Origin of the sequence: Paraburkholderia saeva, from assembly GCF_907164555.1 — a bacterium.
GTDB classification, from domain to species: Bacteria; Pseudomonadota; Gammaproteobacteria; order Burkholderiales; family Burkholderiaceae; genus Paraburkholderia; species Paraburkholderia saeva.
The window spans coordinates 413921-439870 of sequence record NZ_CAJQZC010000005.1; the positions used below are offsets into that span (position 1 = coordinate 413921).

Consider the following 25950-nt stretch of genomic DNA (forward strand, 5'->3'; position numbering starts at 1 on the left):
GCCAGGATGATGCTCATACCGTCCATCGTGGCACCCAATGAGCGCGTCGAAGCTCCAGTCGTGGGGGCATTACCCCTACGCGCCCCAATCCAGTCATCCGCTGTCGTGGCGTGACGCCGTCCAGGCTGAACTGGACGGCACGCGCGCCCGCTTCGGCACGACCTTGCCGTTCGGCAACGGCCGCAGCTATGGCGACAGCTGTCTCGCGGCGACCGATCACGTCCTCCATATGCGCGGCCTCGGCCGCTTTATCAGCGCCGACTGGGAGCGCGGCATCCTGCGCGCGGAAGCCGGCGTGATGTTGGGCGAGGTGCTGGAACTGTCGATTCCGCGCGGCTGGATGCTCCCGGTGACGCCCGGCACGCAGTTCGTGACGCTCGCCGGCGCGGTGGCCAACGATGTCCACGGCAAGAACCACCACGTACGCGGCACGTTCGGACGGCACGTCCGGCGGTTTTCGTTGCTGCGCTCGGATCGCGAACCGACCGAATGCGCGCCCGGCGAAAACGACGATCTGTTTCGCGCGACGATCAGCGGGCTCGGCCTGACGGGCGTCATCGAATGGGTCGAAATCCAGCTGATGCCGGTGCGCTCCAGCCGCATTTCATTGACGAGCATCCGCTTTGCCAATCTCGACGAGTTCCTCGCGCTGTCGAGCGAACTCGATCCGCATCACGAATACGGCGTGGCGTGGGTCGACTGCCTCGCGAGCGGCGATTCGCTCGGGCGCGGCATTTACATGTCAGGCGATCACGCGGCGGATGGCGATTTCTCGATAAAAGGTACCCGTCGGCGCAACGTGCCGTTCGTGCTGCCGTGGTCGCCCGTCAACCGCTACACGCTCAAGATTTTCAACGAGTTCTATTACCGCCGGCAGACGCAGCGCGTCGAGCATTCGGGCGTCGATTTCGCGAGCTTTTTCTATCCGCTCGATGGTGTGCGCAACTGGAACCGCATATACGGGCGACGCGGCTTCCAGCAGCATCAGTGCGTCATTCCCGAGGCGGCATCACGCGATGCACTGAAGGAAATTCTTGCGACGATTGCGAAAAGCGGCCTCGGATCGTGCCTTGCGGTGCTGAAACGCTGCGGAACGCTGGTTTCGCCAGGGCTGCTGTCGTTTCCGATGCCGGGCGTCTCCCTCGCGCTGGATTTCCCGCAGCGCGAACGCCGCAACGAGGCGCTTTTCCTGCGGCTCGACGCGATTGTCAACGAAGCGGGCGGTCGCCAGTATCCGGCGAAGGACGCCCACATGAGCGGGGCGGACTTTCGCGCCGCGTATCCCGCGTGGCAGGAACTCGAACGCAATCGCGATCCTGCCCTGATGTCTCGTTTCTGGAAACGGACCACACAGACATGAAAAACATCCTGATCGTGGGCGGCTCGTCCGCCATTGCAGTGGCATGCGCGCGTCGCTGGGCCAAGGAGGGCGCGAACCTGTTCCTGACGGGGCGGCACGAAGTCCGGCTCGCGGCCGTCGCGCAAGACCTCCGCGTGCGGGGGGCGCCTTCGGTGGAAACGCACATGCTCGACATGAACGACCATCTGCAGCACGCCACGATGCTGAAGGCCTGTCAGGCGGCGTTCGGACGGATCGACATCGTGCTGATCGCGCACGGCACGCTGTCCAACCAGGCGCAGTGCGAGCGCGACGTGGAAGCGGCGATGCGCGAACTGTCGACCAATGCGATGTCGACGATTGCGCTGCTCACATTGCTGGCGGGCGTGTTCGAGAGCCAGAAAAGCGGCACGATCGCTGTGATTTCGTCGGTGGCGGGCGACCGCGGACGACCGTCAAATTATGTCTATGGCGCGGCGAAGGCGGCGGTGGGCACCTTCTGCGAGGGGTTGCGGGCGCGTCTCTTCAAGTCCGGCGTCCGTGTGCTGACGATCAAACCGGGTTTCGTGGATACACCGATGACGGCCGGCCTGTCGCTGCCCGGGCCGCTCGTCGCCTCGCCGGAGCGCGTCGCGACCGATATCGTGCGCGCCGTCGAGCGCGGCCGGGACGCGCTGTACACCCCGTGGTTCTGGAGCGGCATCATGCTGATCATCCGCTCGCTGCCGGAGTTCGTTTTCAAGCGGGTTTCGCTGTGAGCGCGGCCGCCCGGCCATGGCGGTGGATATCGGACGCGCGGAGGCCAGCATGAACAGCCCGACGCTCGATGCGCCATTGGGCCGCTCGCGGCTTGTCGTCTGGTACGCGATTTTCGCGGCGATCTCGATCGGCGCGAATCTCGGCAGCCAGAAATTCGCGTTCTGGCTTTATCAGGGTGCGTTCGCGGTGCCGCTCTCCGTGTGCATTGGCACGGGCGTAGGCCTCGTCGTCAAATACCTGCTCGACAAGGCGTGGATCTTCCGTTATCCGCACCGCAGCGTCGCGCATGGCATCCAGACCTTCGCGATGTACGTCGCGATGGGCCTCGGCACCACGCTGGTGTTCTGGGTAGTCGAGTTCGGCGCCGACGCCATTTTTCATACGGAACCCGCGCGGCTCATGGGCGGCGCCATCGGCCTCGTGCTTGGTTATTTCGCCAAATATCACCTCGACAAGCGCTTCGTCTTCGCGTGAACCGGAGTGCGCTGGCGCACAGAGCGCCGCGCGCCGCGCCTTTAGGATGCAGACAGTAACGTGTGGTATCGCGGCCTCATTCCGCGAGCGCCGCATGCTATGACGAAAGCCGCTTTTCTGTGCGCATTCCCCGCGATGTTCAGGCGAAGCGCCAGCGCCGCGGCGACATCCGGCTCATTGCGAAACCGACGCTCCGGCGGCGAGGTGTGACATGACAAGCGCGACGATCCCGCTGTGTGTGGATCTGGACGGCACGCTCACGCGAACCGACTTCCTGCTCGAAAGCTTCCTCGTGCTGCTGAAGCAGAACCCGCTCGCGCTGTTTCTGTGCATCGCCTGGGCGCTGCGCGGCAAGGCGCATCTGAAGGAACAGATCGCAAAACGCGTGACGATCGACGTCGGCGTGCTGCCATACAACACTCAACTCGTCGACTATCTGCGCGACGAGCATTCCGCCGGCCGCACGCTCTATCTGTGCACGGCGTCAAACCAGCGTTTCGCGAGTCAGGTCGCCGAGCATTTCGGGCTGTTCAAGGGCGTGCTTGCGAGCACCGCGGATCACAACCTGATTGGCCGCAACAAGGCCGATGCGCTCGTCGAACAGTTCGGCGATCACGGCTTCGACTACTGCGGCGATGCGCTCGCCGATGTGCCCGTGTGGCGCAGGGCGCGGCAGGCGATTGTCGTCGGCGACAAGCATATGGCCGCCGCGGCTCGCAAGGTCAATCAGGCGATCATCTTCTTCGAACGCAAGCGCCAGTTCATTCCGCTTGTGCTGAAGGAAATGCGTGTGCATCAGTGGGTCAAGAACGTGCTGATCTTCGTGCCGTTGCTGACTGCACACAAGTTCACCGATATCCACGCATTGATTGCCGCCTGCGTGGCGTTTGCGTCGTTCAGTCTGTGCGCGTCATCGGTTTATCTGCTCAACGACATGCTCGATCTCGACGCCGACCGCCGGCATGCGCGAAAGCGCAGCCGGCCGTTTGCATCGGGGAACCTGTCGCTGTCGTTTGGCATTGTAATGACGGTCCTCTTGCTGGTGGCGGGCGCGGGTCTCGCGGCGCTGCTGCCGTGGCAGTTCGGCGTCGTGCTGGCCGGTTACCTGGCGGTGACCGTCGCGTATTCGTTCAGCCTGAAGCGCATGGCGCTGATCGACGTATTCACGCTCGCATGCCTTTACACCGTGCGCGTGATCGCGGGCGGCGCGGCGAACGATATCGCACTGTCGTACTGGCTGATTCTCTTTTGCGTGCCGATCTTCCTGAGCCTCGCGATGGTCAAGCGCTACGTGGAACTCGAAAGCATCCTGCGTCTTGGCAAGATGGAAGCGGCAGGGCGCGGCTATATCACGCAGGACATGTCGATCCTTCGTTCGTTCGGCACTTCGTCGGCGTATCTGGCCGTGCTCGTGCTGGCGCTCTATCTGAACTCGCCGGAACTCAAGGCGCTTTATCGTCATCCGCAGATGATGTGGGCGGTATTCGCGTTGACACTCTACTGGGTAAGCCGCATCTGGATGTTCGCGTTTCGCGGCCAGATGCACGACGATCCGATCGTGTTCGCGTTCAAGGATCGCGTCAGTTGCGGGGTGATCGGACTGTGTGGCGTTTGCATGGTGCTCGCGATCTAGTCTCGCTCGCCCGGACGTGCTACGTGACGTGCAGATGAAACGCGGCGGTGCAGGAGGGACCTGAACTGCCGCGTTGTTACGTCGTGTTCAACGCAACCTGTCGAAGCACCCTCACACAGCCGGAATCACCAGCACCTGACCCGGATAGATCTTGTCCGGGCTCTTCAGCATCGGTGTGTTCGCCTGAAAGATCACATCGTTCTTCGCGCCGCTGCCGTAGTACTTCTCCGCGATCTTCCACAGGTTGTCGCCAGCGACGACCGTATGGAACTGTGCTTCCGGCGCCGGGTGGGTGACCGTGAGCCGATCGTCCACTTTTTCGACGTTGTGCACGTTGCCGGCCGCGACGAGGATTTTTTCTTTCGTCGCCGTATCGGGCGCTTCGCCCGATACGGTGACCGTATGACTCGCGCCGTCGAAGGTGACCTGCAGGTTGGCGGCGTTCAGGCCCTGCACATGGATGTAGTTCGCAATCGCGTCGCCCGCAATCCTGTTCAGTGCGGCGACATCCACGGGTGCCGCGGCGGGCGCCTGTGCGGCTTGCGCGGATGCCGCTGTCGTGCCGAACAGCTTTTCTCCAGCGTCCTTGATGAAACTGAGAATACCCATCGATCGTTCTCCTGACGTGATGAAGAGGGCGTGTGCGGCCCTCGTGATCCGGTCGAAAATCGACCAGAAAGAACGATCAATTGTAGGAAGGCGCGCTGGGAGAATTGTCAAAAAAGATGGGGCAGACGGCGCGGCCAATGAGGGCCAGGCGCGCGCGAAGTAACATGAAATCCGACAGCCGGACACCCGACGACGACGTCTGACCGACCAAGGCTTCCCCGGCATCGCCGGGCGCCGCTGCGGACCCCACTCGCCGCTCTCAGCCCAGAGCGGCTCGATTTGCCTTACCCGTCACGCGTGCCGCGCAGCGGACAAAGCGCCCCACTGATATGGCCGCCGCGCGAGTGGCTGCGTCCACGTTGTCCTGCATACCGTGTATCCCGGCCCGTCAGCGTTGCCATCACAGCGCGCACGATAACGGGCCATCAAACGAGCCTTGCAACTCAGGCGGCTTTCACTTCCTTGCCCGGTGCCTGCGCGACTTCGAAGTTCGCCATGATTTCCAGTGCACGCACCATTGCCGAGTGATCCCACGCCTTGCCGCCGTTCGCCGCGCACACGCTGAACAGTTGCTGCGCGCTCGCAGTGTGGGGCAGCGCGATGCCGAGCTTGCGCGCGCCATCGAGTGCGAGATTCAGGTCTTTCTGATGCAGTTCGATGCGGAAGCCCGGATCGAACGTGCGCTTCGTCATGCGTTCGCCGTGCACTTCGAGAATGCGCGACGAAGCGAAGCCGCCCATCAGGGCCTTGCGTACGCGTTCCGGATCGGCGCCCGAACGCGCGGCAAACAGCAGCGCTTCGGCAACGGCCTCGATGTTCAACGCGACGATGATCTGGTTCGCGACCTTGCACGTCTGACCGGCACCGTTGTCGCCGATGAGCGAGATGTTCTTGCCCATCAGGTCAAAGAGCGGCTTCGCGAGGTCGAACGATTTCTGCGGGCCGCCCACCATGATCGTCAGCGTCGCTTCACGTGCGCCGACTTCGCCGCCCGATACCGGCGCGTCGAGGTAGTCGCAGCCGAGCGCGTTGATCTTTTTCGCGAACGCCTGGGTTTCGAGCGGCGAAATCGAGCTCATGTCGATGACGAGCTTGCCCTTCGTGAGGCCGTTCGCTATGCCGTCGTCGGCGAACAGTACGTTGGCGACGTCAGGCGTGTCCGGCACCATCGAGATGACGATATCTGCGGCTTTCGCGACGGCAGTCGAGTTCTCGACGACCGTGGTCTGCGTGCGCAGGTCGTCCGGCACCGGATATGCGCCGTTGACGATCAGCGTGTGACCACCCTTGATGAGATTGCGCGCCATATGCGCGCCCATGATGCCGAGGCCGATGAAACCAATTTTTGCCATTGATGTGTCTCCGTGATGCCGGGTTGATCGTTCGAAATTGCGCGATGTCGCGTGTTGACGCTGGCCGTGGCCTAGGCGGCGACGCGTGACTGGCCCGCGATACGCTGAAGCCAGTCGAGACCTGCGACGGTCGTCGTGCGCGGCTTGTATTCGCAGCCGATGTAGCCTGCGTAACCCAGCGAATCGAGCAGTTCGAACAGGAACGGGTAGTTGATCTCGCCGGTGCCCGGCTCGTTGCGGCCGGGGTTGTCGGCGAGCTGGATGTGTGCGATCTGCGGCAGGTTCTTTTTGATCGTCGCCGCGAGTTCGCCTTCCATGCGCTGCATGTGATAGATGTCGTACTGCAGGAACAGGTTGTCCGAGCCGACCGCGCGAATCACGTCGAGACCTTCCGACGAACGGTTCAGCGCGAAGCCGGGAATATCGTAAGAATTGCACGGTTCGACCAGCAGGCGGATGCCTTCTTTTTTCAGCGCTTCGGCGGCAAAACGCAGGTTGTCGACGATCGTCGAGCGCGCCTTGTCCTTGTCGATGCCGGCCGTCGGAATGCCCACGAGGCAGTTCAGTTGCGGCACCTTCAGCGCCTTCGCGTATTCGATCGCGCGCCCGACGCCTTCCTGGAATTCGCCGACGCGATCCGGCAGGCACGCGATGCCACGTTCGCCGGCATCCCAGTTGCCCGCGGGCAGGTTGTGCAGCACGAGCTTCAGACGATTCTGCTCGAGACGTTCGGCCAGTTCGGCTGCCTTGAACGGGTAGGGGAACAGAAATTCGACGGCGTCGAAGCCCGCGCCCGCCGCCGCCGCGAAGCGGTCGAGGAACGGGACTTCGTTGAACAGCATGGTCAGATTGGCTGCAAATTTAGGCATGGTTCGAAAGATTTCCGGCTGGTCGGTCAGTTGAAAAGAAGAAGCTCAGTCGAGTGTGCTGATCGCGGTCGGCGCGTCTTCGTGCCGCGCGGCGAGTTCTTCGAACTCGTTGATCGCGTCGATCTCGGTGCCCATCGAAATGTTCGTCACGCGCTCGAGAATCACCTCGACGATCACCGGCACGTTGAACTCGGACAACATCGATTGTGCGCGTTGCAGCGCCGGCTTCAATTCTTCCGGCTTGAACACGCGGATCGCCTTGCAGCCGAGACCTTCGGCCACCGCGACGTGATCGACGCCATAGCCGTTCACTTCCGGCGCATTGATGTTGTCGAACGCGAGCTGTACGCAGAAGTCCATGTCGAACGCGCGCTGTGCCTGGCGGATCAGCCCGAGGTACGAGTTGTTCACGACCACATGCACGTACGGCAGGTTGAACTGCGCACCCACGGCCAGTTCTTCGATCATGAACTGGAAGTCGTAGTCGCCCGAAAGCGCGACGATCGGACGTTGCGGGTCGGCGGCGCGCACACCGAGCGCGGCCGGAATGGTCCAGCCGAGCGGGCCTGCCTGGCCGCAGTTGATCCAGTTGCGTGCCTTGTACACGTGCAGGAACTGCGCACCGGCGATCTGCGACAGACCGATCGTGCTCACGTAGCACGTGTCGCGGCCGAACACCTGGTTCATCTCTTCGTACACGCGCTGGGGCTTGATCGGCACGTTGTCGAAGTGCGTCTTGCGATGCATCGTGCGCTTGCGTTCCTGGCAGTCCGCGACCCATGCGCTGCGGTCCTTCAGCTTGCCGGCGGCCTTCCATTCCTTCGCTACTTCGACGAAGAGTTCGAGCGCCTTTTTCGCATCCGACACGATGCCGAGATCCGGGCCGAACACGCGACCGATCTGGGTCGGTTCGATGTCGACGTGCACGAACTTGCGGCCCTTCGTGTACACCTCGACGCTGCCCGTGTGACGGTTAGCCCAGCGGTTGCCGATCCCGAGCACGAAGTCGGAGGCAAGCATCGTGGCGTTGCCGTAGCGATGCGACGTCTGCAGGCCGACCATGCCGGCCATCAGCGGATGGTCGTCGGGAATCGCGCCCCACGACATCAACGTCGGGATCACCGGCACGCCGACCGTTTCCGCGAACGCCACCAGAAGGTCTTCAGCAGCAGCGTTCAGCACGCCGCCCCCGGAGACGATCAGCGGCTTGTCGGAATCGTTGAGCAACGTGAGCGCGGCTTCGATCTGCTTGCGCGTTGCAGCAGGCTTGTAGACCGGCAGCGGTTCGTACGTGTCGATGTCGAATTCGATTTCGGCGAGCTGCACGTCGATCGGCAGATCGACGAGCACAGGACCCGGACGTCCCGAGCGCATCAGATGGAAGGCCTGCTGGAACACGCGCGGCACGAGCGCCGGCTCGCGCACGGTGACCGCCCATTTCGTGACCGGCTTGGCGATCGATTCGATATCGACGGCCTGGAAGTCTTCCTTGTAGAGGCGCGCGCGCGGTGCCTGACCGGTGATTGCGAGAATCGGAATCGAGTCGGCCTGCGCGGAATAGAGGCCGGTGATCATGTCGGTGCCGGCGGGGCCCGACGTGCCGATACACACGCCGATGTTGCCCGGCGACGCCCGCGTATAGCCCTCGGCCATGTGCGACGCGCCTTCGACGTGCCGTGCCAGCACGTGGCTGATGTTGCCGGCCTTGCGCATCGCCGAGTAGAACGGATTGATTGCGGCGCCCGGCACACCGAACGCGGTATCGATCCCTTCGCGTTCGAGCACGAGTACGGCTGCGTCGACGGCTCTCATCTTGGCCATGAATGTCTCCTGAATGTCTTTGAATGCTGTCTGAACTGCGTCGGGCGAGCCGTTGCAGGCTGTTGAGATGCACTTTAGGCTTCACGCGAAGGTTTGATAAGATCGCTTCAGGTCACTTATTCCGAAACAAAAAGTATGGAATGCGGTTTTTACGGGCTTCGCCTGTCAGTGGCACGCGGAGAGGCGCAAAAACGCCGCAACTTCTTGCAGGGGACCGGGGTAACGCGCTAAAGCGCGAACGCCGGTCGACAGGAGACAGGACATGGACCGCTTCAAGCAGATCGAAACCTTCGTGCGGGTCGCCGATGCGGGCAGCCTCGCGGCCGCGGCGCTGGAAGAGGGCGTGTCGCCCGTGATCCTCGGGCGCCGGATCGACGCGCTCGAAAAGCGGCTCGGCGTGAAGCTGATGTACCGCTCGACGCGGCGGCTCGTCGTCAGCGAAGAGGGCGCGGCGTTTCTCGAGCGCTGCCGGGGGCTTCTGAGCGAATGGGATCAGGCCGAAAACGAACTGACGGCGGGGCGGCGCGCGGTCAGCGGCCACCTGATCGTCTCGGCGCCCGCCGCTTTCGGGCGCAAGCACGTGGCGCCGCTCGCGCCGGCGTTTCTCGTCGACAAGCCGGAGCTGCAGCTGTCGTTCAATCTGACCGATCGGGTCGTCGACCTCGTGCGCGAGGGTTACGACCTGTCGATTCGCATTGGCGGTGCCGTGGACCCGAATTTCGTCGCGGTGAAACTGGCGACGAACCGGCGCGTCGTCTGCGGCACGCCCGACTATTTCCGCAAGCACGACCGGCCGAAAACGCTCGAAGACCTGCCGCAGCACAACTGCCTCGCGTTCAATCTGCAGGGCGGCCAGAACCGCGGCTGGTATTTCCGGCGCAATGGCAAACTGGCGACGGTGCGCGTCGGCGGCACGCTCGACTGCAACGATGGCGAACTGCTGCACCGCTGGGTGTCAGAAGGACTCGGGCTCGGCTGGCGCTCGACGTGGGAAGTGCAGCAGCAACTCGCGCGCGGCGAACTGGAAACGGTGCTCGACGAATTCGCGCTGCCCGACTACGACATCCTCGCGGTCTACCCGCAGCAGCGCTACGTGCCCGCAAAAGTGCGCTACTTCATCGACTATCTGAAGGACGTCTATGCGCGCGACGATTACTGGAGCGGTGTAGCGTAGTCATCGAGACGCGCCGCAGCCGGGTCGATAGCGCGCGCCCGTCAGGCCGCGGTCGATATTTTTCGCCGGGATGCCGCGAAGGCGGGAATAAACCCGGAACGCGACCAGTATTGCAGCCGTGAAGCCAGGAGGGCCCGCGTGCGTCAGACCGATACCACTACCCGAGGAAGAAGCGACGAAGCTGAACGCAGCCGTCGTTTCCAGGCGCTGGCGCTGCCGCATCTCGACGCCGCCTTCAACCTTGCACGCTGGTTGTCGGGCAATGCCAGCGATGCCGACGACATCGTCCAGGAAGCCTTTATGCGTGCGTTCCGTTTCTTCGATACGTTTCGTGGCGATAACGCGCGCCCGTGGCTGCTGGCGATCGTGCGCAGGACCTGGTATACGGAATGGCGCAGAAGGACGAACTCGCGCGAGGTGACCGAATTCGACGATTCGCACGAAGAAGCCGCGTTCGACGGCTGGAGTCCGGCGAGCATCGATCCGCAGGCGTTGATGATTCGTGAGGAAGACGCCCGGCGCGTACACGTCGCGCTGGAACAACTGCCAGTGGAGTATCGCGAAGTGCTGATCCTGCGGGAGCTGGAAGAGTTGAGTTATCGCGAGATTGCGATCGTCGCCGATCTGCCGGTCGGCACGGTCATGTCGAGGCTGGCGCGGGGCCGGCGCCGGCTGGCGGTCGCGCTGACCGCACTGGAAGCGCGCGGCAGCAATGCAGGGCGCATGGACGTCGACGACACGCGCAACCGCGCGGCCGGCGCCCGGGCGGCAAGTCCAGGCACGCTCGACATGCCGCCGTCCGGCTGGATGCCGGGCGATCCGGGCGCCACGGCCGCCGGCGCAAAACGGGAGACGCCAGATGGACTGTAACGAAGTGCGTCCGCTCATCGATGCCAGCGTCGACCGCGAGCTTTCGCCGGTCGATGAACGCCGCGTGCAGCAGCATGTCGCCACCTGCGCGGCGTGCCAGCGCGAAACGGAGATCGTTCGGGCCCTGGCCGGTACGATCCGTCAGGCCGACTACCATCGCGCGCCGGATGTGCTCAGGGCGCGTATCGTCGCCGGGCTGCCGCAGGCAGCGGTTTCTTCGACGTCAAAGGGCGCGCGCGGACGCGCCTGGTGGTTTCCGTCGTTCGAGGGTTTGCGCCTGCCGGTGGGTGGGGGATTCGGCGCGGCCAACGGCAGGATGACGATCGGATCGGGCTGGCTGACCGTCATGATCATCGCCTTGTGCGCGGCTGTCGCGGGCGTGACGCTGACGCTGCGCCGTCCCGCCGACACCAGTCCGTTCGTCGATGAACTGGTGTCGAGTCACGTCCGTGCGCAATTGTCGGGACGCGACATCGACGTCATTTCGACGGATCAGCACACTGTGAAGCCGTGGTTCAACGGCAGGCTCGACTATGCGCCGCCGGTGGTGGATCTGACAGCGGCCGGTTTTCCGCTGGCCGGCGGCCGGCTGGATTACCTCGGCCACAGGCGGGTGGCGGTGCTGACCTACCGCTACCGCAAGCATGTAATCGACGTGTACGTCTTTCCCGACACTGATCGGACGAGCAGCGATTCCGGCACGGGATTGGGCACAAAACCGGACGCGACGCTGGTTCGCGACGGCTATTCGATGGTGCGCTGGCGTGAGGACGGCATGGTCTGGTGGGCGATCACCGACGCCGCCCCGGATGCGCTGAGCGCGCTGGAAACCGCGCTCAAGGCGCGTCCGCAGCCTTCGGAGTGACGTTTTCAGGCCAGAATGCGCTGAATTGCGCGGCCCGCCGGTGGGCCGCGGGGTGTGCCGGCTGCTGCCTTGTCGGGCGAAAACGGGGGCGCCTGTCGTCCCGCTACGCGATAACTCCTTGAAAACACGTCCGAAACGGCGCAAATCGAAGCAAAGTCTTGCATGCCGCCCCCATTCGTGTTACATTCTTCGGCTTCTCACTTGCCACACCGGTTCCGACGCCCGGGTGGCTTCTATCCATAAGTCAGCACAAGGAGTGAATATGCGTCATTACGAAATCGTATTTATCGTGCATCCGGATCAGAGCGAGCAGGTGCCCGCCATGATTGAGCGTTACAAGACCACGATCACGTCGCACGGTGGCCAGATCCATCGTATCGAAGACTGGGGCCGTCGCCAGCTGGCCTACATGATCGAGAAACTCGCGAAGGCACACTACGTCTGCATGAACATCGAATGCGATCAAGCCACGCTCGACGAGCTGGAACACGCATTCAAGTTCAACGACGCGGTTCTGCGTCACCTCATCGTCAAGCAGAAGAAGGCTGAAACGGCTCCGTCGCCGATGATGAAGGAAGTGCAGCGCGAAGAAGCCAAGAAGGCGGCTGCTACGCAACCGTCCGAAGCGCAGGCTTAAGACAGTCAGTTATTTAAGCCATCAGGATTAAAGCGTCGCTCTCGTGAACAGGCTGCAACTGACAGGCAGCGTCGTCGAACGCGAACCGGTGCGGTACACCCCCGCCGGCGTTCCGATTGCAAGCTGTACGTTGCTTCACCGCACGGAAGTCGTCGAGGCCGGTGTTAAACGGCAAGTCGAACTGACCATGCCGGCGGTGGCCGCCGGCGAGACGAGCGGCAGGCTGGAAAAGTGTGGAATGGGCGTCGAAACGCTCTTCACCGGTTTTCTGGCCAAAAAGAGCCGCAACGCGCGAACCCTGGTGTTTCACATCACAGAATTGCAGGACATTGGAAAGGACTGAACATGCCCCGCCCGACTGGTAAGAAATTCGACAAGCGTCGTCAGCAACAAAATCCGCTCTTCAAGCGCAAGAAGTTCTGCCGTTTCACGGCAGCTGGTGTCGACCAGATCGACTACAAAGACATCGAAACGCTGAAGGACTTCATCGGCGAGAACGGCAAGATCACGCCGGCGCGTCTCACGGGTACGAAGTCGCACTATCAACGCCAGCTGGACACGGCAATCAAGCGCGCGCGTTTCCTCGCGCTCGTGCCGTACACCGACCAGCACAAGGCCTAACCCGACGACGCAACAAGGAGCATCCGAATGCAGATCATTCTTCTCGAAAAAGTCGTCAACCTGGGTAACCTGGGCGATATCGTCAAGGTCAAGGACGGTTACGCACGTAACTTCCTGATCCCGAACAAGCGCGCTCGCCGTGCCACGAAGGAAGCGATCGCTGAATTCGAAGTCCGCCGTGCGGAACTCGAAAAGGTCGCCGCTGAAAAGCTGGCAGTTGCTCAAGCCCAGGGCGAAAAGCTGGCAGGCTCGACGGTTCAGATCGGCCAGAAGGCTGGCGTCGACGGCCGTCTGTTCGGCTCGGTGACGAACGCTGACATCGCTGACGCGCTCGTCAAGCAAGGCTTCGCTGTTGAAAAGGCGCAAGTGCGTCTGCCGGAAGGTCCGCTCAAGCTGGTTGGCGACCATCCGGTGCAGATCTCGCTGCACACCGACGTGCTCGTCGATGTGACGGTGTCGGTGCTGGGCGAACACGTCTAAGACGTCGTCCAGTAGCGAGTAGCATTCGCCAGGCTGTTTCTGGCACGAAGGCGGGAGCCGGGAAACCGGCTCCCGCCTTCGCGTTTACGGCGCCACGTGCTGGGCGCCGTCTTTCTGGTTCCCCGACGCCGCCATTTGCACGATAATCCGTCTCCATGAACGCACCGTCGAAAGATCCCCAACTCGAATCGCTGAAAGTCCCGCCGCACTCGATCGAGGCCGAACAGTCGGTACTCGGCGGCCTGCTGCTGGACAACGCGGCGTGGGACCGCATTGCGGATTTCCTGTCACAGAGCGATTTTTACCGCTACGACCACCGGATCATCTTCGAACACATTGGCAAGCTGATCGCGGCGACGCGCCCGGCCGATGTGATCACGGTCTTCGAGGCACTCGGCACGTCGGGCAAGGCAGATGACGTAGGCGGTCTGGCGTATCTGAACGCGCTCGCGCAGAACACGCCGAGCGCGGCGAACATTCGCCGGTACGCCGAAATCGTGCGGGATCGGGCGGTGTTGCGCCGTCTCGTTTCAGTCGCCGACGAAATTTCGGCGGACGCGTTCAATCCGCAAGGCAAAGAAGTCCGCCAGCTGCTGGATGAGGCCGAATCGAAAGTGTTTTCGATCGCCGAAGACGGCGCGCGCGGCACGCAGGGCTTCCTGGAGATCGGGCCGCTCCTGACGCAGGTTGTCGAGCGGATCGACACGCTGTATCACACTGCCAATCCGAGCGACGTCACGGGCACGCCGACGGGCTTCGTCGACCTCGACCGGATGACCTCGGGCATGCACGGCGGCGAGCTGATCATCGTCGCGGGGCGGCCTTCGATGGGTAAGACCGCGTTCTCGATGAACATCGGCGAATACGTCGCAGTCGAGTATGGTCTGCCGGTGGCCGTGTTCTCGATGGAAATGCCGGGCACCCAGCTGACGATGCGGATGCTCGGGTCGGTTGGCCGGCTCGACCAGCACCGGATGCGAACCGGGCGCCTGACCGACGAAGACTGGCCGAAGCTCACGCACGCCGTGCAGAAAATGAGCGAGGCGCAGATTTTCATCGACGAAACGGGCGGTCTGAACCCGATGGAACTGCGTTCGCGGGCGCGGCGTCTGTCGCGTCAATGCGGCAAGCTGGGGTTGATCATCATCGACTACCTTCAGCTGATGAGCGGTTCGTCATCGGGCGAAAACCGGGCGACCGAAATTTCTGAAATTTCCCGTTCGCTGAAGAGCCTCGCGAAAGAACTCGACGTGCCGGTGATCGCGCTTTCGCAGTTGAACCGCGGTCTCGAACAGCGGCCCAACAAACGTCCAATCATGTCGGACCTGCGGGAATCCGGCGCTATCGAGCAGGATGCGGACGTGATCCTGTTCATCTACCGTGATGAAGTTTACAACCCGGACAGCCCGGACAAGGGCACCGCGGAGATTATTATCGGCAAACAGCGGAATGGTCCGATCGGGCCAGTTCGGCTCACGTTCCATGGTCAATTCACGAAGTTCGACAATTTTGCCGGCGCGCAGAATTTTTACGGCGAGTAAAGCCACTGCAGGCTGATCTGTTGTAACCATGCCCTCACAAGTGCGGCATCCTGGCCGCGACGGTACAATATTGCGGTTTTATGTCAGTCATAACCGTGACCAATTCCCGGGATCCTAATGTTCGGTCGATTCATGCCCACCGAGGGCAAGTTCTTTGAAAATTTCAACGCGCACGCCGCCTGTATCGTATCGGCGAGCCGCGAACTCGAGCTTCTGATCGATAACCTGTCCGACGCCGAGATCCACAAGCAGAACGTGCAGGCCGCCGAAAAGGCCGCAGACAAACTGACGCACGAAACGATCGACCTGCTGCACAAGACCTTCATTACGCCGCTCGACCGCGACGAAATTCACAAGCTGATCACGACGATGGACGACATCCTCGACCTGATGGAGGATGTCGCCACGGCTATTTCGCTGTACGACGTGCAGGCCGTGACCTCGGAAGCGAGCCAGCTGGCGCATATCTGCACGGCGACGTCCGAACGTGTGCAGTTTGCGGTCGGCCTGCTGTCGGACATGAAGCAGGCGAGCCAGATTCTCAAGGCATGTGAAGACATCGACCGTCTCGAGTCGGAAGCCGACCGCGTGCTGCGTGCCGCGATGTCGAAGCTCTTCCGCGAAGAAGACAATGTGAAGACGCTGATCAAACTGAAGGCAATCTACGAATTGCTCGAGACGATCACAGACAAATGCGAGGATGTGGCAAACATCATCGAAGGCATCGTGCTGGAAAACGCCTGAGATGCATTCGATTCAACTCGCTATCTGGATAGTCGTCGCTCTCGTCGCTGTCGCTCTCGTATTCGACTTCATGAACGGCTTTCACGATGCCGCGAATTCGATCGCGACAGTCGTGTCGACCGGCGTCCTGAAACCGCAGCAGGCAGTGGCATTTGCGGCGGCCTTCAACGTCATCGCGTATTTCATCTTTCACCTCAAGGTTGCGCAGACGGTCGGCAAGGGCACCATCGATCCCGAAATTGTCGATCACTACGTCATTTTCGGAGCGCTGGTCGGTGCGATCGGCTGGAATGTCGTGACGTGGTACTACGGCATTCCGTCGAGCTCGTCACATGCGTTGATCGGTGGCCTCGTCGGCGCCGCGCTGGCGAAGTCGGGTTGGAGCTCGCTCAACCTGGATGGGCTGCTGAAAACCGTCGCGTTCATTTTCATTTCGCCGCTTCTCGGATTCGTGCTCGGATCGTTCTTCATGCTGGCGGTGTCGTGGCTCTATTTCCGCACGCCACCCAGCAAGGTCGACCGGCGGTTCCGGCGTCTCCAGCTTTTGTCCGCGGGGTTGTACAGCCTTGGCCACGGCGGCAACGACGCGCAGAAAACCATCGGTATTATCTGGATGCTGCTGATCGCCACCGGCTATGCGTCGGCAACCGCCGATGCGCCGCCGATCTGGGTGATCGGCGGCTGTTATCTGTCGATGGGCCTCGGCACGCTGTTTGGTGGCTGGCGGATCGTCCGCACGATGGGGCAGAAGATCACGAAGCTCAAGCCCGTTGGCGGCTTCTGTGCCGAATCGGGTGGCGCGATTACGCTCTTCATCGCTTCCTGGCTCGGTATTCCGGTATCGACCACGCACACGATCACCGGCGCAATCGTCGGCGTTGGCGCGACGCGCAAGCTGAGCGCGGTGCGCTGGGGCGTCGCCGGTAACATCGTCTGGGCCTGGATTCTCACAATCCCGGCTTCTGCTGTACTCGCCGCGGCTGGATGGTGGGTCGGACACCGACTGCTGTAAATCCCTGAGGCTGCACGCGTCAACTCACATCAGATGAGCGGCGCGCTGCCGCCATCCATCGGGATAATTGCCCCAGTGACGTAGCTTGCACGCCGGCTCGCGAGGAACAACGCGACGTCGGCGATTTCTTCCGGTTTTGCGAAACGCCCAAGCGGCACCCTGGCTTGCCCGCGCGCGAGCGCCTCTTCCGTGTCGATGCCTTGCTGGCCGGCTTCCAGCTTCAATGCTTCTTCGACCCGTTCTGTGAGCGTGGCGCCCGGATTGATCGCGTTGATCCGGATGCCGTAGCGCGCGTAATAGTGGGCGAGCCCGACCGTGGCCAGCATCAGCGCCGCGTTCGCGGCGCCGCCGGCAATATGGATGTCGCTGGCAATCTTCCCGCCCATGCCGATGACGTTCACGATGGTGCCGGGCTCTGAGCCTCCGCCCGCCTTGATCCGCTCGACCATCCTGCGCAGCACCTCCTGCTGCGGATAGATGTACGGAAAATACTTCGCTTCCATCGTTGCCTTGAACGCGGCGGCATCCAGTGTTTCTGGATCGTAGCGTTTCGCTGCCCCGGCGCTGTTGATCAGGATATCGATCGGGCCCATTGCCTGGCTGGCTTCCTCCACGACATCCGCCGCGCTGTGGGGTTCGTGCAGATCCGCGCGCGTCAGATGGACGTGCAGACCTTCTTTCGCCAGTTGTTCGCGGGCACGGGCGAGATTGGCGGGATCGCGCGACACGATGGCGACTTTCGCGCCCTCAGTTGCGAACGCCCGCGCACAGGCGAGCCCGATGCCTTTGCTGCCGCCTGTGATGAGCACTACCTTGTCTTTCAGACCGAGATCCATCGCTTGTCACCCGCTGTCAGGAGAATATGGGCAACGATAGCAGAGCCCCGCACCTGCCGCGAGTCGGCCGAACGGCATATGGACTGCAATGTGGGAAAGTCAGAAACTGCCGTTAGCAAAGCGGGCGATCGGATCGTCACCGGTTTGTGTGGGCGCGGGCAGGGGGCGAGAGGCGGTCGAGGCGCGCATGATCCGCACGCCACCATCGGCGTCGGGCTGCGGCGGTTGCTGTGTCTGCTGGGCTTGTTGCGCCTGCTGCGCCTGACGTGCCGCCACAGTCGCGGGTGGCGGAGGCTCGAAGGCATCGGCGGCGGCGTCGATTGCGTCAGGCGCGGGCGTGGCGGGGGCCGTCGAAGGCAACGGCGGACGCGAGGAGGCGACAACGCCCGTCGGCCCTGGCGCATTCGTGCCGGCATCCGGTTGCGTTTGGGCGCCTGCAACAGTGGCCGGGGAGGTCGCGCCCGCTGCGCGCGCCTGCATCTGGGCAGCGGTCCTGCGGGGCGGCGGCGGCTCGAACGGATCGACGGATGCGGCTGCTGCTGGGCCCGCCGCGCCAGACGCAACCGCGATTGCGGCGGGCGGCGTTGCCGTAGCGAAGGTCGGGGCCGTCGCAGCCGGCGGCGGCCGCGGCGCACTGGTGGCGCTTCGCGCTGAAGCTGCAACAGCGGTGCTACCCGTGACCGGACCGCCAGTTCCGTACCCAGACTGCGCGGCCGGTCGCGAAGGCGTGAGAGCGGGTGCGGCGCCATTGGACTGTGGTGAAGCCGAAGCCTCGTAGGTCGGCGTATCGAACGGCGCGGGTTGGCTGGTCGCAGGCGCGACGCGCCGGATGCCGTCGAACCGCTTCGCCCAGTATGGGTTGGTCAGATAGTCGAGTCGCACCGTGCCGCCTGTCGATGGCGCATTCACGAAACGAAGCTTGCCGACATAAATGCCGACGTGCGAATGTGGCCGTCCCGTCGTGTTGAAGAAAATCAGGTCACCGGTGGCGATTTCGTCGGGTTCGATGGATTCGCCACGGCCGCTCATATCCGCTGTCGTGCGGGGCAGATTGACGGAGGCGGCCCGCGAAACCACGTAACGCACAAGCCCGCTGCAGTCGAAGCCGCTGTCGGGCGTGTTGCCGCCCCAGCGATACGGCACGCCAACCAGACTCATCGCCTGAATCGAGATTTCCTCGCGTCCGACAGTGTGATCGACAAAATTGGGGAACCCGGGCGGGATAGTCCGGTATGCACCAGCGCTCGAGGTAGTCGAAGCGGCCGGGCCACGCGTGGTCTTCTGCGGTGCGCCCGAGCAGGCGGCGAGCAGAAGCACGATCAGTAGCGAGAACCCGGTTCGGCGCATGGCATCGCGGACAGGCGTAAGTGTCCGCTTAAGGCGAAGATGTGCCGATGGTAGCCGGTCTGGCGAGGGCCGGGCAACAAAACCTCACACTTCACTTGAGGTTTACGCGCTAACTGTTGCTGTCGCGAAACGAATGGTGAGCCGCGAAGGCATGAAAAAAGCCGCACCGGACTGGTCCCGGTGCGGCTTTCCGAACAAACAGACTGAAAAGAGCTACAGGATTTCGGATGCGTAATCGGCCAGTCGCGAGCGTTCGCCGCGAGCCAGCGTCACGTGCCCGCTGTGCGCCCAGCCCTTGAAGCGGTCAACCACGTACGTCAGTCCCGAACTGCCTTCCGTCAGGTATGGCGTATCGATCTGCGCGATGTTCCCGAGACAGATGATCTTCGTGCCCGGACCCGCCCGCGTGACAAGCGTCTTCATCTGCTTCGGCGTCAGATTCTGCGCTTCATCGATGATCAGATACTTGTCGACGAACGTCCGGCCGCGCATGAAGTTCATGCTCTTCACCTTCAGGCGCGAACGGATCAGTTCCTGGGTCGCGGCGCGCCCCCATTCGCCGGCGGCGTCGTCGGTTTTCTGGAGCACTTCGAGGTTGTCGTCGAACGCACCCATCCACGGCTGCATCTTTTCCTCTTCCGTGCCTGGCAGGAAACCGATGTCTTCGCCGACCGGCACCGTCGCGCGCGTCACGATGATCTCGTTGTAGCGCTTGTCGTCCAGCACCTGCGCGAGGCCCGCCGCGAGCGCGACGAGCGTCTTGCCCGTACCGGCCTGACCGAGCAGCGTGACGAAATCGATCTCCGGATTCATTAGCAGATTGAGCGCGAAGTTCTGCTCGCGGTTGCGCGCCGTGATGCCCCACACGTTGTTCTTGTGGTGACCGTAGTCGCGCAACGTCTGCAGCAGCGCCGTCTTGCCGTTCAGTTCGCGCACGAGCGCGTGAAACGCCGGCTCGCCGTTCTGCGGTTCGAGGTAGACAAACTCGTTGACGAGCATCGACGCACACAGCGGACCCGTGACGCGGTAATACGTCGTGCCGGTTTTCGTGTCCTGCCAGCTTTCCATGCCCTTCGCATGCTTCGTCCAGAAGTCCTGCGGCAGCGCGCGAATGCCTGAATAGAGCAGATCGCTGTCTTCGAGTACCTGGTCGTTGAAGTAATCTTCAGCGGGCAGCCCGAGTGCGTGCGCCTTGATCCGCATGTTGATGTCTTTCGACACCAGCACGACCTGGCGGTCTTCGCGGTCGCGCTGCAACGCGCGCACGACACCGAGGATCTGGTTGTCCGCCTTACCTTGCGGAAGGCCTTCAACCGGCTCGATGTGCGTGAGTTTCGTCTGGAAGTACAGACGCCCGACGGCCTCGCGGCTGCCAAGGCGCGACAGCGAAATGCCTTCCGACATCTCGCCAGCGTTGGCGACGAGCGCGTCGAGCGTGCGGCTCACCTGGCGCGCGTTACGGGCGACTTCCGACATGCCTTTCTTGTGGTTGTCGAGTTCTTCCAACGTCATCATCGGCAGATAGACGTCGTGTTCCTCGAACCGGAACAGGCAGCTCGGATCGTGCATCAGCACATTCGTGTCCAGCACGAAGAGCTTGCGGATTTCAATTTCGCCCGTCTTGCGGCCACGGCTTTTCGCCGTGCCACGCGTGCCCGGCGCAGCTGCGGCGGGTGTAGCGGCGTCCGCCTGCTTGCCCGCGCGGGCAACGACGGGCTGTGCAGCGGGCGCTTCCGGCTCGGTGCGTGCGACCGGCACCGGTTGCAGCAACGCGGCGGTCTGTTTCTGCCGGCGTCCGCGCGCGGGCGCTTCGGCGGCAGGCGTTGCCGGGACGGGGCGCAGCGTCGTGGCGGCGTTGGCCGCATGCGACATCGGCGTCGCGACATTGGCGCGGCCATAGTCGGCGAGTTGCGCGGCTGTCTGCGCCGGCTCGGCTTCGTGCGCCTGTTTGCGGGCGGATTTTGCCGCCGGGGTGGCTTTCGCCTTGTATTCGTCAGGCGGCAGGAGATTGCCGAGCTTGCTGGGTGCGGTAGGCAAAGGCATGGTTTCCCTCGAAGAAAGCGGGTCACATATCGTGCGTCGCCTGTCGCATCCTGCCGTGCCCGGGTTGCGCACGCAGTTTGCGTCCGGAGACGCGCTTTGGTCTAGAAATGCCGGTTCGCCTGAGTTTCGATGAGCTCCTTGAGGAAAACGCGTTGCTGAACGAAAGAGCGGCTTCGCGCAAATAAAAAAGCCGCCGCCCCGGCAAACGGAGCAAGCGGCTCGACTTCGGTCGTCGCGTGGCGCCTCACTTCCTCTACGGCGGCGGTATCGAAACCGGCGTCAAGGTTGCCGTCGAGGGTGCCATCGAAGGCGGCGCAGCGGCGAAAAGAATGGGATGGACAGTCACTCATTGCAGCCCAATATAACGCGCCTCAAAGGCCTTGTACAGTTTCCAGAATTTCGTCGACATGCCCTGGTACCTTGACGCCACGCCATTCGTGACGCAGCACACCATCGCCGTCGATCAGGAACGTCGAACGCTCGATGCCACGTACCTCTTTGCCATACATTTTCTTCAGTTTCATGACGCCGAAGAGCAGGCACAGCGTTTCTTCGGGATCCGATACCAGAGTAAACGGCAGTTCGAGCTTCGACTTGAAGTTGTCATGGGAGCGCACGCTGTCGCGCGACACGCCGACGATCTCCGCACCGGCCTTCGTGAACTTCGGATACAGGTCGCGGAACTGCAGGCCTTCGGTCGTGCAGCCCGGCGTGTTGTCCTTCGGATAGAAATACAGCACCACCTTCTTGCCCCGAAGACTGGACAGCGTGAAATCGCCGCCGGTCGCGGCAGCGGTGAAGTCGGGGACGGGTTGGTCGACTGCGATGGGCACGAGGTTCTCCGTTTGTTATTGGCCGGCGCGCCGCGGTGAAACGGCGGTGCCGGGCCTTGAGCGTCGAGCGGGGAAAAAGCGGATCGCCAAACCGGCGCGGTACGCGGGTTGGCCAGCATGGTGGCCGGCGAGCGTGACGCGGATCAGTCAGGCTGGACGATCAGTTCGCCGGAGCGGCCAGGAATTTCACCCCACGTCACAGGGTACGATGGCAACGTGCTGCGGTCCAGCGTGGCGTGGTAGTCGCCCATCGTCGCAAACGTGTAGCCCTGCGCGCGCCAGCCGTCGAGCAGCTGTTCGAACACGGGCGCAAGTTTCTGCCCCTCGAGTTCCGCATGCAGGGTGAACACATGGTCCCGCGGGTTATTCCCGGTCAGCTTGAGATACCACGCCGCCACGTTGCCGGTATCCACGCCATCGACGCCCAGCACTTCGTCGAGTGTTGGCAGTGTGGTTGGCATCTGCACATGCGAGAGCTGTCGGCCGCCCACGACCGGGAAGTACGGCGAATGACCCCGGCCGTCGGAGGCATACTGCATGCCCCACGCGTCGATCTGCTCGAACGCGTGGCCGTTCATCTGCCAGCCCGCCGCGCCGTGCGTGACGGGCGGTGAACCGAATACTTCGATGAAGCGCGCGTGGCTTTTCTCCATCTCGCCGGCGGTCCATTCGCGCGAACGGGCGCGGACGTTGTCCTGCCAGTACACGTGATCCCACGTATGAATGCCGCACTCGAAGCCGGCTTCGTGGATCGCGCGCATTTCGGACGCCGCACGGGCGCCGACGTCGGGGCCCGGCAGCAGCACGCCGTACATCAGCTGCTTCACGCCGTAATGTTCGACCACCGACGTACGCGATACCTTCTTCAGAAACCCCGGCCGCAGCACACGGCGCATCGCCCAGCCGGTGTGATCGGGCCCGAGGCTGAAAAGAAACGTCGCGCGCGCCTTGAAGCGGTCGAAAATACGCGCGAGATTCGGCACGCCTTCACGCGTGCCGCGCAACGTGTCGACGTCGATCTTCAGGACAATACGAGGCAAGGTCGGCTCTTTTTTTGTTTACTGCTGCTCGACCAGTGCGCGGGCTTCGCCCACATGCCCGCGATACGCTTCGAAAATCTTGCGCAGCGCGTCGTCGAACGTGGATTCCGGCTTCCAGCCCAGTTCCTGCATCGTGTTGTCGATCTTCGGCACGCGGTTCTGCACGTCCTGATAGCCCGCGCCGTAGTACGCACCCGACGACGTCTCGACCAGCTGCACCTTCTTCGCCATGTCCGCGTATTCCGGGAACTCGGCGGCGAGCGCGAGCATCTTGTGCGCAAGTTCGCGCACCGAGAAGTTGTTCACCGGATTGCCGATGTTGTAGATCTTGCCCGTTGCGACGCCGTTCTTGTTGTCGATGATTTTCATCAGCGCGTCGATGCCGTCGTCGATGTCGGTAAACGCGCGCTTTTGCGCACCGCCGTCGACGAGGCTGATGTTCTCGCCGCGCACGATGTGCCCGAGGAACTGCGTGACCACACGCGAGCTGCCTTCCTTCGGCGTGTAGATCGAGTCGAGGCCGGGGCCGATCCAGTTGAACGGACGGAACAGCGTGAAGTTCAGGCCTTCCATGCCGTAACCCCAGATCACGCGGTCCATCAGCTGCTTCGAGCACGCGTAGATCCAGCGCGGCTTGTTGATCGGGCCGTAGGTGAGGGCGGACTCATCTGGATCGAACTGCTCGTCCGAACACATGCCATAGACTTCCGACGTCGACGGAAACACGAGGTGCTTGCCGTACTTGACGGCCGAACGCACGATCGGCAGGTTCGCCTCGAAATCCAGCTCGAACACGCGTAGTGGCTGCTTGACGTACGTGGCCGGCGTCGCGATTGCAACGAGCGGCAGGATCACGTCGCATTTCTTCACGTGATACTCGACCCACTCCTTGTTGATCGTGATGTCGCCTTCGAAGAAGTGCATCCGCTCGTGGTTGACGAGGTCGCCGAGGCGCTCGGTCTGCATGTCCATCCCGAAGACTTCCCAGTCGGTCGTTTCGAGAATGCGCTTGGACAGGTGATGGCCGATGAAGCCGTTCACACCCAGAATCAGGACTTTTTTCATGAAGGATGGCGGGAAGAATGAATGAGCTGGGCGAACCCGGCGGGGGTGACGACAGTTTCCTGTCCGTCGCGCTGGTGCCGCAATTCGTGGATGGCGATCGCGCGGCCGTCGCCGCATATCGCAAAAACGGCATTATCGCTTACGTGCAGACCCGGCGGCAAATCTGACTGGATTGCGCCCGGACGCGTCAGTCGCGCCCGCGCAACGATAAACCGTTCATCGCCGATATCGGTGAACGCGCCGGGATAGGGCGGCGCGACCGCGCGGATCAGGTTGTAGACCTGTTGCGCGGGTTTCGTCCAGTCGATACGGCCGTCTTCCGGCTTGCGTCCGCCGAAGTAGCTGCCACGCGCCAGATCGTTCGGCAGATGCGGCGCCTCGCCGGCGAGGAGCGCCGGCAATACGCGCCAGAGCGTCTGTTCGGCCGCGACGGTGGTCTTGTCGAACACCTGTGCTGCGGTGTCGTCGGGGAGGATCGGCACGGGCGTCTGCGCGAGGATCGCGCCGGCGTCGGGCTTCGCGGCCATCTCGTGCAGTGTCGCGCCGGTTTCCGTTTCGCCGTTGAGCACCGCCCAGTTGGTCGGCACGCGACCGCGGTATTTCGGCAGCAGCGAACCGTGCATGTTGTACGCGCCGCGGGCGGCCATCGCCAGCAGGTCGACCGGCAGCATGTGCCGGTAGTAGAACGAGAAAATGAAATCCGGGCGCGCGGCACTCACCGCGGCGCGCAGTTCGGCGCTTTTCGGGTCGGCCGGCGTCACGACCGGAATGCCGTGTTCGGCTGCGACGGAGGCGACGCTGCCGAACCAGATGTTTTCGGTCGGGCTGTCTTCGTGCGTGACGACGAGCGCGACGTCGACGCCGCGCGCGAGCAGCACCTGCAGGCAGCGCACGCCGACGTTGTGATACGCGAAAACGACCGCGCGTGGCTTCATGGCTGCAGGTCCTGGTCGATGAGCGGCGCGTTCTGCAGGTTCTGCACGCCCTGGACGACTGTCTGACGTGGCGCCTGCGTGACGGTCGTGCCGTCGCGCTGTTCGAGGATCGTCTGTACCAGATAGCGCGGCCGCGCGCGCACCTGCTGATAGATGCGTCCGATGTATTCGCCGAGCAGGCCGAGCGCGAAAATGATCACGCCGAGCAGGAAGAACGTAATGGCGAACAGCGTGAACACACCCTGAACTTCCGCCCCGATGATGAAGCGGCGAATCAGCAGCAGCACGAAGAGCGCTGCGGATCCGAACGACAGGATCACGCCAATGAACGACAGCCATTGCAGCGGTACGACCGAGAACCCGGTCACGAGATCGAAGTTCAGCCGGATCAGGCTGTACAGCGAATACTTCGATTCGCCCGCGAAACGCTCTTCGTGCGCGACCTCGATTTCCACCGGGTTCTGCGCGAACGTATATGCGAGCGCCGGGATGAACGTATTGATCTCGCCGCACCGGTTGATCGTGTCGATTACCTGACGGCTGTAGGCGCGCAGCATGCAGCCCTGGTCGGTCATCTTGATGCGCGTGATGCGCTCGCGCAGACGGTTCATCGCGCGCGACGCCTTGCGCCGGAACAGGCTGTCCTGCCGCTGCGTGCGGATCGAACCGACGTAGTCGTACCCTTCGCGCATCTTCGAGACGAGTTTGGCAATTTCCTCGGGCGGATTCTGCAGGTCGGCGTCGAGCGTGAGCACGATCTCGCCGCGCGACTGCTCGAAGCCGGCGAGAATCGCCATGTGCTGGCCGAAGTTGCCGTTCAGCAGGATTACGCGCGTCACGTCCGGCCGGGCGCGAAACTGTCCGGCGAGGATGGCGGCGGATTTGTCGCGGCTACCGTCGTTGATGAAGATCACTTCATAGGTCGTGCCCAGCACGTCGAGCGCCGGATACAGACGTTCGAATAGGGCCGCGAGGCCCTGTTCCTCGTTGTACACCGGAATGATGATCGAGACTTCCGGCACGACGGAGTGATGTTCCGTTTGACTCATTT

The 25950-nt window shown here is 62.8% G+C and carries 27 protein-coding genes; 14 read left to right on the top strand and 13 right to left on the bottom strand.

The window, feature by feature from the left end; all coding sequences use genetic code 11:
* Positions 1–37: 37 nt before the first annotated feature.
* The 4 genes from LPA36_RS16290 to LPA36_RS16305 all read left to right on the top strand — a co-directional run bounded on the left by LPA36_RS16290 (position 38) and on the right by LPA36_RS16305 (position 4205).
* A complete protein-coding gene (locus LPA36_RS16290) occupies positions 38–1360 on the top strand; it encodes an FAD-binding oxidoreductase (RefSeq protein ID WP_228878521.1) in 1323 nt (440 codons plus the stop codon).
* The gene (locus LPA36_RS16295) at positions 1357–2097 is read left to right on the top strand and encodes an SDR family oxidoreductase (RefSeq protein WP_228878522.1); all 741 of its coding nucleotides are present in this window, start codon (positions 1357–1359) and stop codon (positions 2095–2097) included. The genes LPA36_RS16290 and LPA36_RS16295 overlap by 4 nt, the downstream gene beginning before the upstream one ends.
* A 49-nt stretch (positions 2098–2146) precedes the next feature.
* Complete coding sequence (locus LPA36_RS16300; RefSeq protein WP_228878524.1) at positions 2147–2572, top strand: GtrA family protein; 426 nt, start codon at positions 2147–2149, stop codon at positions 2570–2572.
* A 211-nt stretch (positions 2573–2783) separates the two neighbouring features.
* Positions 2784–4205: a UbiA family prenyltransferase gene (locus tag LPA36_RS16305; protein ID WP_228878526.1), complete on the top strand. Its 1422-nt coding sequence runs from the start codon at positions 2784–2786 to the stop codon at positions 4203–4205.
* Positions 4206–4316: 111 nt separating this feature from the next.
* Here the strand turns inward: LPA36_RS16305 and lysM are convergent, their stop codons facing one another.
* The 4 genes from lysM to gcl form a co-directional block, all read right to left on the bottom strand.
* Positions 4317–4814: a peptidoglycan-binding protein LysM gene (lysM, locus tag LPA36_RS16310; protein WP_228878529.1), complete on the bottom strand. Its 498-nt coding sequence runs from the start codon at positions 4812–4814 to the stop codon at positions 4317–4319.
* A gap of 443 nt (positions 4815–5257) precedes the next feature.
* Entirely contained in the window at positions 5258–6322 is a 1065-nt protein-coding gene (locus tag LPA36_RS16315) for a 2-hydroxy-3-oxopropionate reductase (protein WP_228878863.1), read from the bottom strand.
* Positions 6238–7035: a hydroxypyruvate isomerase gene (hyi, locus tag LPA36_RS16320; protein WP_228878532.1), complete on the bottom strand. Its 798-nt coding sequence runs from the start codon at positions 7033–7035 to the stop codon at positions 6238–6240. Before hyi ends, LPA36_RS16315 begins: the two co-directional genes overlap by 85 nt.
* 45 nt (positions 7036–7080) lie before the next feature.
* The gene (gcl, locus tag LPA36_RS16325; protein ID WP_228878535.1) at positions 7081–8856 is read right to left on the bottom strand and encodes a glyoxylate carboligase; all 1776 of its coding nucleotides are present in this window, start codon (positions 8854–8856) and stop codon (positions 7081–7083) included.
* A 262-nt stretch (positions 8857–9118) separates the two neighbouring features.
* Between gcl and LPA36_RS16330 the strand changes: the two genes are divergently transcribed.
* The 10 genes from LPA36_RS16330 (at position 9119) to LPA36_RS16375 (ending at position 16800) form a co-directional block, all read left to right on the top strand.
* Complete coding sequence (locus tag LPA36_RS16330; RefSeq protein WP_228878538.1) at positions 9119–10030, top strand: LysR family transcriptional regulator; 912 nt, start codon at positions 9119–9121, stop codon at positions 10028–10030.
* Between the two features lie 138 nt (positions 10031–10168).
* Positions 10169–10900: an RNA polymerase sigma factor gene (locus LPA36_RS16335; RefSeq protein WP_228878540.1), complete on the top strand. Its 732-nt coding sequence runs from the start codon at positions 10169–10171 to the stop codon at positions 10898–10900.
* Entirely contained in the window at positions 10890–11765 is an 876-nt protein-coding gene (locus LPA36_RS16340) for an anti-sigma factor family protein (RefSeq protein ID WP_228878542.1), read from the top strand. The genes LPA36_RS16335 and LPA36_RS16340 overlap by 11 nt, the downstream gene beginning before the upstream one ends.
* A 262-nt stretch (positions 11766–12027) precedes the next feature.
* Positions 12028–12402 (top strand): 30S ribosomal protein S6, encoded by a 375-nt coding sequence (gene rpsF, locus LPA36_RS16345; RefSeq protein ID WP_228878544.1) that lies wholly within the window; start codon positions 12028–12030, stop codon positions 12400–12402.
* Between the two features lie 43 nt (positions 12403–12445).
* On the top strand, positions 12446–12745 hold the full coding sequence (priB, locus tag LPA36_RS16350; RefSeq protein ID WP_228878547.1) for a primosomal replication protein N: 300 nt from the start codon (positions 12446–12448) through the stop codon (positions 12743–12745).
* A gap of 2 nt (positions 12746–12747) precedes the next feature.
* Positions 12748–13023: a 30S ribosomal protein S18 gene (gene rpsR, locus LPA36_RS16355; protein ID WP_074264854.1), complete on the top strand. Its 276-nt coding sequence runs from the start codon at positions 12748–12750 to the stop codon at positions 13021–13023.
* Positions 13024–13050: 27 nt separating this feature from the next.
* Positions 13051–13503 carry a 50S ribosomal protein L9 gene (gene rplI, locus LPA36_RS16360; RefSeq protein WP_228878549.1) on the top strand — a complete coding sequence of 151 codons (453 nt, stop codon included), beginning with the start codon at positions 13051–13053 and terminating at the stop codon, positions 13501–13503.
* Between the two features lie 155 nt (positions 13504–13658).
* Complete coding sequence (locus LPA36_RS16365) at positions 13659–15044, top strand: replicative DNA helicase (protein ID WP_228878550.1); 1386 nt, start codon at positions 13659–13661, stop codon at positions 15042–15044.
* A gap of 117 nt (positions 15045–15161) precedes the next feature.
* Positions 15162–15788, top strand: coding sequence for a DUF47 domain-containing protein (locus LPA36_RS16370; RefSeq protein WP_228878551.1), 627 nt, complete (start codon positions 15162–15164; stop codon positions 15786–15788).
* Between the two features lies 1 nt (position 15789).
* Positions 15790–16800: an inorganic phosphate transporter gene (locus LPA36_RS16375; protein ID WP_228878552.1), complete on the top strand. Its 1011-nt coding sequence runs from the start codon at positions 15790–15792 to the stop codon at positions 16798–16800.
* 29 nt (positions 16801–16829) lie between these two features.
* Here LPA36_RS16375 and LPA36_RS16380 read toward each other — a convergent pair whose 3' ends face one another.
* The 9 genes from LPA36_RS16380 to LPA36_RS16420 form a co-directional block, all read right to left on the bottom strand.
* Entirely contained in the window at positions 16830–17636 is an 807-nt protein-coding gene (locus tag LPA36_RS16380; RefSeq protein WP_228878556.1) for an SDR family NAD(P)-dependent oxidoreductase, read from the bottom strand.
* 99 nt (positions 17637–17735) lie between these two features.
* The gene (locus LPA36_RS16385) at positions 17736–18983 is read right to left on the bottom strand and encodes an NlpC/P60 family protein (protein WP_228878559.1); all 1248 of its coding nucleotides are present in this window, start codon (positions 18981–18983) and stop codon (positions 17736–17738) included.
* A 213-nt stretch (positions 18984–19196) separates the two neighbouring features.
* Positions 19197–21026: a PhoH family protein gene (locus tag LPA36_RS16390; RefSeq protein WP_228878561.1), complete on the bottom strand. Its 1830-nt coding sequence runs from the start codon at positions 21024–21026 to the stop codon at positions 19197–19199.
* Between the two features lie 101 nt (positions 21027–21127).
* Positions 21128–21376 (bottom strand): hypothetical protein, encoded by a 249-nt coding sequence (locus LPA36_RS16395; RefSeq protein WP_228878564.1) that lies wholly within the window; start codon positions 21374–21376, stop codon positions 21128–21130.
* A gap of 21 nt (positions 21377–21397) precedes the next feature.
* Positions 21398–21859 carry a peroxiredoxin gene (locus LPA36_RS16400; protein ID WP_228878567.1) on the bottom strand — a complete coding sequence of 154 codons (462 nt, stop codon included), beginning with the start codon at positions 21857–21859 and terminating at the stop codon, positions 21398–21400.
* A 143-nt stretch (positions 21860–22002) separates the two neighbouring features.
* The gene (locus tag LPA36_RS16405; RefSeq protein WP_228878570.1) at positions 22003–22899 is read right to left on the bottom strand and encodes a polysaccharide deacetylase family protein; all 897 of its coding nucleotides are present in this window, start codon (positions 22897–22899) and stop codon (positions 22003–22005) included.
* Between the two features lie 18 nt (positions 22900–22917).
* Positions 22918–23964 carry a bifunctional UDP-4-keto-pentose/UDP-xylose synthase gene (locus LPA36_RS16410; protein ID WP_228878572.1) on the bottom strand — a complete coding sequence of 349 codons (1047 nt, stop codon included), beginning with the start codon at positions 23962–23964 and terminating at the stop codon, positions 22918–22920.
* Entirely contained in the window at positions 23961–24899 is a 939-nt protein-coding gene (locus tag LPA36_RS16415; protein WP_228878575.1) for a formyltransferase, read from the bottom strand. Before LPA36_RS16415 ends, LPA36_RS16410 begins: the two co-directional genes overlap by 4 nt.
* The gene (locus LPA36_RS16420) at positions 24896–25948 is read right to left on the bottom strand and encodes a glycosyltransferase (protein WP_228878577.1); all 1053 of its coding nucleotides are present in this window, start codon (positions 25946–25948) and stop codon (positions 24896–24898) included. Before LPA36_RS16420 ends, LPA36_RS16415 begins: the two co-directional genes overlap by 4 nt.
* Positions 25949–25950: the final 2 nt, after the last annotated feature.

Coding starts and splice junctions, on each gene's coding strand:
- LPA36_RS16295 (WP_228878522.1), top strand. CDS start 1,357: ATGAAAAACATCCTGATCGTGGGCGGCTCGTCCGCCATTGCAGTGGCA.
- LPA36_RS16375 (WP_228878552.1), top strand. CDS start 15,790: ATGCATTCGATTCAACTCGCTATCTGGATAGTCGTCGCTCTCGTCGCT.
- rpsF (WP_228878544.1), top strand. CDS start 12,028: ATGCGTCATTACGAAATCGTATTTATCGTGCATCCGGATCAGAGCGAG.
- LPA36_RS16420 (WP_228878577.1), bottom strand. CDS start 25,948: ATGAGTCAAACGGAACATCACTCCGTCGTGCCGGAAGTCTCGATCATC.
- LPA36_RS16290 (WP_228878521.1), top strand. CDS start 38: ATGAGCGCGTCGAAGCTCCAGTCGTGGGGGCATTACCCCTACGCGCCC.
- LPA36_RS16300 (WP_228878524.1), top strand. CDS start 2,147: ATGAACAGCCCGACGCTCGATGCGCCATTGGGCCGCTCGCGGCTTGTC.
- LPA36_RS16340 (WP_228878542.1), top strand. CDS start 10,890: ATGGACTGTAACGAAGTGCGTCCGCTCATCGATGCCAGCGTCGACCGC.
- LPA36_RS16365 (WP_228878550.1), top strand. CDS start 13,659: ATGAACGCACCGTCGAAAGATCCCCAACTCGAATCGCTGAAAGTCCCG.
- LPA36_RS16305 (WP_228878526.1), top strand. CDS start 2,784: ATGACAAGCGCGACGATCCCGCTGTGTGTGGATCTGGACGGCACGCTC.
- LPA36_RS16410 (WP_228878572.1), bottom strand. CDS start 23,964: ATGAAAAAAGTCCTGATTCTGGGTGTGAACGGCTTCATCGGCCATCAC.
- LPA36_RS16385 (WP_228878559.1), bottom strand. CDS start 18,983: ATGCGCCGAACCGGGTTCTCGCTACTGATCGTGCTTCTGCTCGCCGCC.
- lysM (WP_228878529.1), bottom strand. CDS start 4,814: ATGGGTATTCTCAGTTTCATCAAGGACGCTGGAGAAAAGCTGTTCGGC.
- LPA36_RS16330 (WP_228878538.1), top strand. CDS start 9,119: ATGGACCGCTTCAAGCAGATCGAAACCTTCGTGCGGGTCGCCGATGCG.
- rplI (WP_228878549.1), top strand. CDS start 13,051: ATGCAGATCATTCTTCTCGAAAAAGTCGTCAACCTGGGTAACCTGGGC.
- rpsR (WP_074264854.1), top strand. CDS start 12,748: ATGCCCCGCCCGACTGGTAAGAAATTCGACAAGCGTCGTCAGCAACAA.
- LPA36_RS16370 (WP_228878551.1), top strand. CDS start 15,162: ATGTTCGGTCGATTCATGCCCACCGAGGGCAAGTTCTTTGAAAATTTC.
- LPA36_RS16390 (WP_228878561.1), bottom strand. CDS start 21,026: ATGCCTTTGCCTACCGCACCCAGCAAGCTCGGCAATCTCCTGCCGCCT.
- hyi (WP_228878532.1), bottom strand. CDS start 7,035: ATGCCTAAATTTGCAGCCAATCTGACCATGCTGTTCAACGAAGTCCCG.
- LPA36_RS16395 (WP_228878564.1), bottom strand. CDS start 21,376: ATGAGTGACTGTCCATCCCATTCTTTTCGCCGCTGCGCCGCCTTCGAT.
- gcl (WP_228878535.1), bottom strand. CDS start 8,856: ATGGCCAAGATGAGAGCCGTCGACGCAGCCGTACTCGTGCTCGAACGC.
- LPA36_RS16415 (WP_228878575.1), bottom strand. CDS start 24,899: ATGAAGCCACGCGCGGTCGTTTTCGCGTATCACAACGTCGGCGTGCGC.
- LPA36_RS16380 (WP_228878556.1), bottom strand. CDS start 17,636: ATGGATCTCGGTCTGAAAGACAAGGTAGTGCTCATCACAGGCGGCAGC.